The sequence below is a fragment of the Pseudotabrizicola sp. 4114 genome (genome assembly GCF_031457365.1).
Lineage (GTDB): Bacteria > Pseudomonadota > Alphaproteobacteria > Rhodobacterales > Rhodobacteraceae > Pseudotabrizicola.
In genome coordinates this window covers 1-1,160 of the sequence record NZ_JAVDWP010000050.1, presented here as the reverse complement: position 1 = coordinate 1,160, position 1,160 = coordinate 1, and the positions used below count along the sequence as shown (strand labels likewise).

The window sequence follows — 1,160 nt, the reverse complement described above, 5'->3', positions numbered from 1 at the left end:
CCCCATAGAAAACGCAGGCCAGGCGACCACTGGAGTTTTCCTTCAGCCACTCTCCACCAAAAATCCCGCAAGCAGCCTCGTTGTCAGCCCCAAACCGGGGAAGGGCGATGCTCAGGCCAAGCGCCAGGACCAACCCGAAGAGTGCTATGAATGGAATGCGCTTTTTCCAGCGCTGCGCACTTTCCTGATCAGCCCGCAACCGCTGCAGCACGTTCTCTTCCTGCAGGACCAGATCATCAAGCCTGTACAGAGCCTCCCGCCGGTCAGCTTCGAAGCTGGAGTGCAGAATGTCTAACCTGTCGAGTATCCTGCCGATTGTCTTGTTCAGCTCCTGCTCGATGTGCCGCGCATAGCGGGCAGGGTCGGTCTGCTGCTTCGCCGCCTGAGCCGCGTCCCGGCCTTCCAGCGTGACCTTCTGAACCCCCGCGAGGGCTTCCTCCTGCTGTTTCAGCCTTTCTGCCGTCTGGGCGACGACCACACTGAGAAGATCCAGATTTTCCGAGAGTGCGACGACGGAGAGGGCAGAAGTAGCGGAACGAGGCTCTGGCATTGTGATTTCCGTGATCAGGGATGTACGTAAAGCGATACGCTTTACGGGTAAGGTGTTATGAGATCAGAGATCATATTTAAGGGTTCGGTGTTGCGGCTTCAGACTTAGGATTTGCGGGTTGCGCATCCGGTGACCGGTAAAGCGTGTCGAATTCCCTGTCCGCGAAGTAGCGCAGCTTGCGGGCGACGATCACCGGCTTGCCCTGGACGCGCAGCAGCTGCACCGAGGGATCAATCTGCATGATTTCATCCGGGGTCATCAGATCCCGCGCCGCGATGTGCCCTGTGGTGGTGGCGATGTCGCCGGGCCGGTGGCTTTCGGTCTGATAGCCGATGGTCTCTTTGCCCATGCTCTGGCTCAGCCATCTGGCGGTTTCATAATCATTCACCCCGAAGGTCTGCAGCACGCCCGCGTTGGCCACGAAGGTATTGGCCCGCGCGCCGTAGAGATCCCGGAGCTGGCTCATGTCCTGCAGGATCGGCCAGAGTTGCAGCCCATAGCCCGCCATCAGCCCCATAGCGCGCTCTACGGCTTCCAGACGGCCCAGTGCTGCGAATTCATCGAGAAGGAACAGGGCGGGCTGTTTCAGGCGCTGTGCGCCCGCCTGAGC

2 protein-coding genes are annotated in these 1,160 nt (G+C 60.0%); both read right to left on the bottom strand.

Annotated elements, in window-relative coordinates; genetic code table 11:
- A partial coding sequence (locus tag J2X53_RS22485) for a hypothetical protein (protein WP_349039713.1) occupies nt 1–550 on the bottom strand: 550 nt, incomplete at its 3' end.
- A 76-nt stretch (nt 551–626) separates the two neighbouring features.
- A partial coding sequence (locus J2X53_RS22480) for a type IV secretory system conjugative DNA transfer family protein (protein WP_349039712.1) occupies nt 627–1,160 on the bottom strand: 534 nt, incomplete at its 5' end.